The following is a 6,796-nucleotide window of genomic DNA, read 5'->3' as shown; positions in this document are numbered from 1 at the left end:
CTCCCGAGACAGCAAGCCATCCTCGATGGCGACGCCGGCGCGCTCGCGCTCGGCGTCGTCCAGCAGTTCGGTGGGCAGACCCTGACGCAGCCGGATCTGCAGCAACACGTCCTCGGTGTGGCGGCTGGTGGCGTCCAGCTGCTCGAAACCCGCGACCGGTAGCGCGTCACCTTCCAGGATCTGGGCATAAGCGTTGGGATGCTTGACATTCCACCAGCGCGTCGCGCCGACGAAGCTGTGCGCGCCCGGACCGGCGCCCCACCACTGACCACCGTCCCAGTACCCCAGGTTGTGTCGGCACTCCCCGCCCGGCCGACTCCAGTTAGACACTTCGTACCAGTCGAAGCCGGCCGCCGACAGCTGCTCGTCCGCCAGCTCGTAGCGATGTGCAAGAACGTCGTCGTCGGGAGCGTCCAGTTCGCCGCTGCGGACCCGGCGCGCCAGCGCGGTGCCGTCCTCGACGACCAGGGCGTAGGCGGACACGTGGTCGACGCCGGTGTCGATCGCGGTTTCGACCGATCGCAGCAGATCGTCGTCGGACTCACCGGGGGTGCCGTAGATGAGGTCGAGGCTGACGTGTTCGAACCCTTCGGCAAGCGCCTCGCGGGCCGCCGCCGCCGACCGGTTCGGCGTGTGGATCCGGTCGAGCACACCCAGCACCCGAGGCGACACCGATTGCATACCCAACGACACCCTGGTGCAGCCGGCGGCGAGCGCCGCGGCGAAGAAGTCCGGCCACGCCGACTCCGGGTTGGCCTCGGTGGTCACCTCGGCGTCGGCGGCCAGCTCGAAGTTGTCCCGCACCGATTCCAGCACCCGGGTGAAGCGCTCCGGGCCCAACAGCGACGGTGTCCCGCCGCCGACGAAGACGGTCTGCACGGTCGGTCCGCCCAACCGAGCGGCCGCGAGTTCGAGCTCTGAGCGCAGATTGTCCAGCCATGCGTCGGGGTTCACCCCGCCCAGCTCGGCGGGCGTGTAGGTGTTGAAGTCGCAATAGCCGCAGCGGGTGAAGCAGAACGGCACGTGGACATAGATGCCGAACGGGCCGCCGGCGCTCAACTGCAGCTCAGGGAGGTCGGCTGGCGCGGAGGATGCCGTCACGCCTTACCAATATTCCCGAGTGCCGGCCCAAGCTCCAGGCCGGGACACCACGAATGACAGCGGGTAGGTCCTCGCAGCGGAATCGAAGAAAGCGTTGCGGAGGATTTCAGACACGGCTCGTAGTTTTGATCACTATGAGTGAAATTCCCCCCTGGTAGTTATGGGCGGCGACATCCGTGGCACAATGGTCGAGTGACCGCCGCCCACCCCAATTTCCGCATCGCGTTGGTGGCGCGTCGCCATGTCGACTTCTTGCGTGTGTGCAGCTGTCGCTGTCTGGCTTGATGCCGTAGACCCGTCCACCAGTAGTTTCAGCTGGCCCCCGGATCTGCGCCGCCGGGACAGCCACCGGTGGTTTGCGCGGTCCCAGCCGGCTGCTCCACAAAGGAGATTGCCGCATGACGTCCCCCCGCCCCGCCAAAAGCCGCAGCGAAGGCCAGTGGGCGCTGGGTGAGCGCGAGCCGCTCAACCCCAACGAGCAATTCAAGCAAGATGACGATGCGCTGAACGTCCGCGACCGAATCCTCAACCACTACTCCACCGCCGGATTCGACAGCATCGAGAAGAACGACCTGCGTGGCCGCATGCGCTGGGCCGGGCTCTACACGCAGCGCGAGCAGGGTTACGACGGCAGCTTCACCGGTGACGAGAACATCGACCTGCTCGAGGCCAAGTACTTCATGATGCGGGTGCGTTGCGACGGCGGGACATTGTCTACCGCGGCGCTGCGCACGCTCGGCGAGATTTCCATCGAATTCGCCCGGGATACCGCCGACATCTCCGACCGGGAAAATGTTCAGTACCACTGGATCCAGATCGAGGATGTACCTGAAATCTGGAAACGACTGGAAGCCGTTGGGCTGCAGACCACCGAAGCCTGCGGCGACTGCCCCCGTGTGGTGCTGGGCTCCCCGCTGGCCGGTCTGTCGGTTGACGAGGTGCTCGACCCCACGCCGGCGATCGAGGAGATCGTCCGCCGCTACATCGGCAACCCGGAATTCTCGAACCTGCCCCGTAAATACAAGACCGCGATATCGGGTCTGCAGGACGTCGCGCATGAGATCAACGACATCGCGTTCATCGGCGTCAATCATCCCGAGCACGGACCGGGACTGGATTTGTGGGTGGGCGGCGGCCTGTCCACCAACCCGATGCTGGCGCAACGGGTCGGCGCCTGGGTGCCGCTGGAGGAGGTCGCCGACGTCTGGGAGGCCGTCACCTCACTGTTCCGTGACTACGGCTATCGGCGGCTGCGGGCCAAAGCCCGGCTGAAGTTCCTCATCAAAGACTGGGGCATCGAGAAGTTCCGTGAGGTGCTCGAAACCGAGTACCTCAAGCGCAAACTCATCGACGGCCCGGCCCCCGAGCCCATCAAGCACCCGATCGACCACGTCGGCGTGCAGCGGCTGAAGAACGGGCTCAACGCCGTGGGCGTCGCGCCGATCGCGGGTCGGGTATCCGGCACGATCTTGTCCGCGGTCGCCGACCTCGCTGAGCAGGCCGGATCGCAGCGGGTCAGCTTCACCCCGTACCAGAAGCTGATCATCCTCGACGTCCCCGACGACAAGCTCAACGAGTTGATCGCCGGCCTGGATGCGCTGGGGCTGCCGTCGCGACCGTCGCAGTGGCGTCGGAACCTGATGGCCTGCACCGGAATCGAATACTGCAAGTTGTCATTCGCCGAAACTCGAGTGCGTTCGCAGTCGCTGGTGCCCGAACTCGAGCGCCGGCTCAATGACCTCAACACGCAACTGGATGTGCCGGTCACGGTCAACATCAACGGCTGTCCGAATTCGTGTGCCCGCATCCAGATCGCCGACATCGGTTTCAAGGGCCAAATGGTCGACGACGGCAACGGCGGCTCGGTCGAGGGATTCCAGGTGCATCTCGGTGGCAGCTTGGGGCTCGACAGTGGTTTCGGGCGAAAACTGCGGCAGCACAAGGTAACCAGCGACGAACTGGGCGATTACATCGACCGGGTGGTGCGCAACTTCGTCAAGCAACGCGACGGGAATGAGCGGTTCGCGAATTGGGCGCTGCGCGCCGATGAGGCGGACCTGCGATGAGCAAGGAGGTGGACGGCTTGACGGAAGCGGAATTACGACAGCTGGCCGAGAAGGGCGCCGCAGAGTTGGAAGGCGCCAGTGCCAGCGACTTGTTGCGCTGGACTGACGCGAACTTCGGCGGCGTCGGCGGGCCCCGGTCCACGGCGACCTGCAACTACGTGGTGGCCTCGAATATGCAGGACGCCGTGCTGGTCGATCTGGCTGCCAAGGTCCGCCCTGGCGTACCAGTGCTGTTCTTGGACACGGGATATCACTTCGTGGAGACCATCGGTACCCGCGACGCGGTCGAGGCCGTCTACGACGTGCGGGTGCTCAACGTCACGCCAGAGCACAGCGTCGCCGAGCAGGACGAGCTGCTGGGCAAAGACCTGTTCGCCCGTAAGCCCAGCGAATGCTGCCGGCTGCGCAAGGTCGCCCCGCTGTCCAAGGCGCTGCGCGGCTACTCCGCGTGGGTGACCGGTCTGCGACGGGTTGAAGCGCCGACCCGCGCCAATGCGCCGCTGGTCAGCTTCGACGAGGCGTTTGGGCTGGTGAAGATCAACCCACTGGCCACCTGGTCCGACGACGACATGCAGAACTACATCGACGAGAACGATGTGCTGGTCAATCCTCTTGTCTACGAAGGATATCCGTCGATCGGCTGCGCGCCCTGCACGGCCAAGCCGGTCGAGGGCGCTGACCCGCGCAGCGGACGCTGGCAGGGGCTGTCCAAGACGGAATGCGGGCTGCACGCGTCGTGACGACCTTGGTGCTGGCCGCGCACGGCAGCGCCGATCCACGATCGGCGGCCAATGCCCGCGCCGTGGCCAATCGAATTCGCTTCATGCGGCCCGGGCTCCGCGTGCGTGTGGCGTTCTGCGAACTGAACACGCCACGCCTGGTTGACGTCGTCACGCCGGACTCGGTGGTCACCCCGTTTCTGCTGGCCGACGCCTACCACGCCCGCATCGACATCCCCGGCCAGATCGCCAGCTGCGGCGCCACCGCGCGACAGGCCGACGTACTCGGCGAGGACGATCGGCTGGTAGCCGTGCTGCACGAGCGGCTCGCCGACCTGGGCGTCAGCACGCACGACCCGCAACTGGGTGTACTGGTGGTGGCGATCGGCTCCACGCACGATGCGGCCAACGCGCACACCGCCCGGGTCGCGGACAAGCTCATCGCAGGCACTCACTGGGCCTGTGCGACAACCGCGTTCGCCACCGGCTCCGGGCCGTCCCTGACGGAGGCCGCGAGCGAGTTGCGCCGCCGCGGCGCCAGTCACGTGGTAATCGCACCGTGGTTTCTGGCGCCCGGGCGGCTGACCGATCGGGTCGCGACATTTGCTGCAGCCGAAGGCATTCCGATGGCGGCACCGCTCGGTGCACACCGACTGGTCGCCGAGACGGTACTGGACCGCTTCGCCACGGCGGTGGCAGTGTCTATCGCGGCTTGACGACGCCACAACGGCGCCCGACTTCGAACTGCGTTGAAGGAGCCCCCTCTCGGGGGCTACGGTGGCCTTCACTATGACTTCGCCAGAGGCAGCGGATCCCGAAGACGCCGGCCCGGCCGACGCTGGTCGCCCGGTCAGCAGGTGGGCGATTGCGGCGTTCCTGCTCGGCGTGGTGAGCCTGGTGCCGCTGAGTGTGATCGCCGGAATCGTCGCGTTGGTCAAAGCCAGGCACGGTCAAGGGTCCGGACGCGGGCTGGCGATCGCAGGAATAGTGATATCCATGCTGTGGGCCGTGGTTTGGGCCTATAGCGCGTGGCCGAAAGACGGGCTGATCACCGGCACTCTGCAATCCGGGCCGATGCTGCGGGTCGGCGAATGCTTCGGCGAAACCATAAATTCGCCAGTGAGCTGCGACAAACCGCATTCCCGCGAGGTCTTCGCGGTGCTCTCGCTATCTCGTTTCCCAGACAACGACACCGAACAGGAACAGCTCGAGAACCGCTGCAAAGCAGAGTTGCCGAAATTCTCAGCCACCGCCAGCCGGGATACGGAGTTGCGAGTCGAAGCGTGGCCCCCCGGCACAGAGTCGAGGTACGTGGAAAATCGCGCGGCAGGGTGTGTTGCCTACTTCAGTTCTGACCGGGTCGGCTCGATCAAGGGCTGACCGCAGCGGATTCAGTGTCGTTGAGCGGCAGCGCTTCTCCGGGGATCATCGGCACCCGAGTGGCACGCACGTAGACGGTGTCCCCCTCCTTCAGACCGAGCGCTTCAGCATCGCCGCGGGTGATCTGAGCGGTGAACGGTCCGCCGGTGGCGGCATTGGTCAACTCCACCCGCACCTCGAAGCCCAGCATCACCACACGATCGATGGTGGCGCGGACCACACCGGCGGTCTGTGCGGTGCCGTCGTCGGCCGCGATCTTCATATCCGGACTGCGCCCGACCCGGATGTCGTGCGGGCGAACCAGAGTCCCGTTCAGTGACGAGACCGCACCGAGAAACGACATCACAAACGCATTTGCCGGCGCGTCGTAGACGGCTTTGGGCGACCCCACTTGTTCAATGCGTCCGTCTTTGAGCACGGCGATCCGGTCGGCGACGTCGAGCGCCTCGGCCTGATCGTGAGTCACCAGCACCGTGGTCACATGCACCTCGTCGTGCAAACGGCGCAGCCATGCCCGCAGATCGTCGCGGACCCTCGCGTCTAGCGCGCCAAACGGCTCGTCGAGCAGCAGCACCTGGGGGTCGACGGCCAACGCACGGGCCAGCGCCATGCGTTGACGCTGACCGCCGGAGAGTTGACTCGGGTAGCGGGTTTGGAAACCGCTGAGCCCCACCACCTCCAGCAGGTTGTCTACCTTCTCGGCGATCTCGGCCTTGGGCCGCCGCCGAATCTTCAGCCCAAAGGCAACGTTGTCCCGAACGGTCAAATGCTTGAAGGCCGCGTAGTGCTGGAAGACAAAGCCGATGCCGCGCCGCTGCGGCGGAACTCCGGTCACATCGCGGCCGTTGATCGTGATGGTTCCGGTATCCGGGTGATCAAGCCCAGCGATGGCGCGCAACAGCGTCGACTTGCCGGAACCACTCGGGCCCAGCAGCGCCGTCAATGAACCAGCCGGTACCTCGAAGTCAACGTTGTCCAATGCGGCGAAGTCGCCGTAACGTTTGTTGGCGCCCCGCACCACAATCGCGTCAGTCATTACCGACACTCCTCCTTGTCACGGCCGCTTCGTTGCTCGCTTGAGGCGAGCGTCAAGAATCACCTGAACGATCAGAACAATCACCGAAACCACCATCAACAACGTCGAAACGGCGTAGGCGCCGTATTCGGCGCCCCGGTTGTAGCGGTCGGACACCAATAGCGTGAGCGTCTGGGATTGGCCCGGCAGGTTCGACGACACCATGATGACCGCACCGTATTCACCGAGGGTGCGGGCAACGGTCAACACGATCCCGTAGGTCAGACCCCAACGGATCGACGGGAGGGTGATCCGCCAAAACGTTTGCCACCAATTGGATCCCAGAGTTGCCGCTGCCTGCTCCTGATCGGTGCCCACCTCGTGTAGAACCGGCTCGACCTCGCGTACGACGAATGGCAGCGTGGCGAAGACGCTGGCGAGGACGATGCCCGGCAGACCGAAGATGATCTTGAAGCCGAAGTCTCGCTCTACGAAGCCCAGCAGCCCGGCCGATC

At 65.3% G+C, this 6,796-nt stretch carries 7 protein-coding genes; 4 read left to right on the top strand and 3 right to left on the bottom strand.

Annotation, left to right across the window (positions count from 1 at the left end; genetic code table 11):
* Positions 1-1,101: radical SAM family heme chaperone HemW (hemW, locus tag VN856_RS13365; protein ID WP_325689746.1), on the bottom strand; the 1,101-nt coding region annotated here is incomplete at its 3' end.
* Positions 1,102-1,499: 398 nt separating this feature from the next.
* On the opposite strand from hemW, the gene VN856_RS13360 reads away from it, so the two are divergent.
* From VN856_RS13360 to VN856_RS13345, 4 genes are all read left to right on the top strand, one after another.
* Complete coding sequence (locus VN856_RS13360) at positions 1,500-3,167, top strand: nitrite/sulfite reductase (RefSeq protein ID WP_325689744.1); 1,668 nt, start codon at positions 1,500-1,502, stop codon at positions 3,165-3,167.
* A complete protein-coding gene (locus VN856_RS13355) occupies positions 3,164-3,907 on the top strand; it encodes a phosphoadenylyl-sulfate reductase (protein ID WP_325689742.1) in 744 nt (247 codons plus the stop codon). Before VN856_RS13360 ends, VN856_RS13355 begins: the two co-directional genes overlap by 4 nt.
* The gene (locus VN856_RS13350; RefSeq protein ID WP_325689740.1) at positions 3,904-4,602 is read left to right on the top strand and encodes a sirohydrochlorin chelatase; all 699 of its coding nucleotides are present in this window, start codon (positions 3,904-3,906) and stop codon (positions 4,600-4,602) included. Before VN856_RS13355 ends, VN856_RS13350 begins: the two co-directional genes overlap by 4 nt.
* Before the next feature lie 73 nt (positions 4,603-4,675).
* Positions 4,676-5,266 carry a DUF4190 domain-containing protein gene (locus VN856_RS13345; RefSeq protein WP_325689738.1) on the top strand — a complete coding sequence of 197 codons (591 nt, stop codon included), beginning with the start codon at positions 4,676-4,678 and terminating at the stop codon, positions 5,264-5,266.
* On the opposite strand, the gene VN856_RS13340 is transcribed toward VN856_RS13345, so the two are convergent.
* The gene (locus tag VN856_RS13340; RefSeq protein ID WP_325689736.1) at positions 5,256-6,302 is read right to left on the bottom strand and encodes a sulfate/molybdate ABC transporter ATP-binding protein; all 1,047 of its coding nucleotides are present in this window, start codon (positions 6,300-6,302) and stop codon (positions 5,256-5,258) included. The two genes, VN856_RS13345 and VN856_RS13340, sit on opposite strands and share 11 nt — an antisense overlap.
* Before the next feature lie 18 nt (positions 6,303-6,320).
* Positions 6,321-6,796: ABC transporter permease subunit (locus VN856_RS13335; protein ID WP_325689734.1), on the bottom strand; the 476-nt coding region annotated here is incomplete at its 5' end.

It is taken from the genome of Mycobacterium sp. (assembly GCF_035603715.1).
Taxonomy (GTDB): Bacteria; Actinomycetota; Actinomycetes; order Mycobacteriales; family Mycobacteriaceae; genus Mycobacterium.
This window is presented reverse-complemented; position numbering and strand designations above follow the sequence as displayed.

Excerpts from the sequence above, each read along its gene's own strand:
- VN856_RS13340 (WP_325689736.1), bottom strand. The coding sequence starts at position 6,302 with ATGACTGACGCGATTGTGGTGCGGGGCGCCAACAAACGTTACGGCGAC.
- VN856_RS13345 (WP_325689738.1), top strand. The coding sequence starts at position 4,676 with ATGACTTCGCCAGAGGCAGCGGATCCCGAAGACGCCGGCCCGGCCGAC.
- VN856_RS13355 (WP_325689742.1), top strand. The coding sequence starts at position 3,164 with ATGAGCAAGGAGGTGGACGGCTTGACGGAAGCGGAATTACGACAGCTG.
- VN856_RS13360 (WP_325689744.1), top strand. The coding sequence starts at position 1,500 with ATGACGTCCCCCCGCCCCGCCAAAAGCCGCAGCGAAGGCCAGTGGGCG.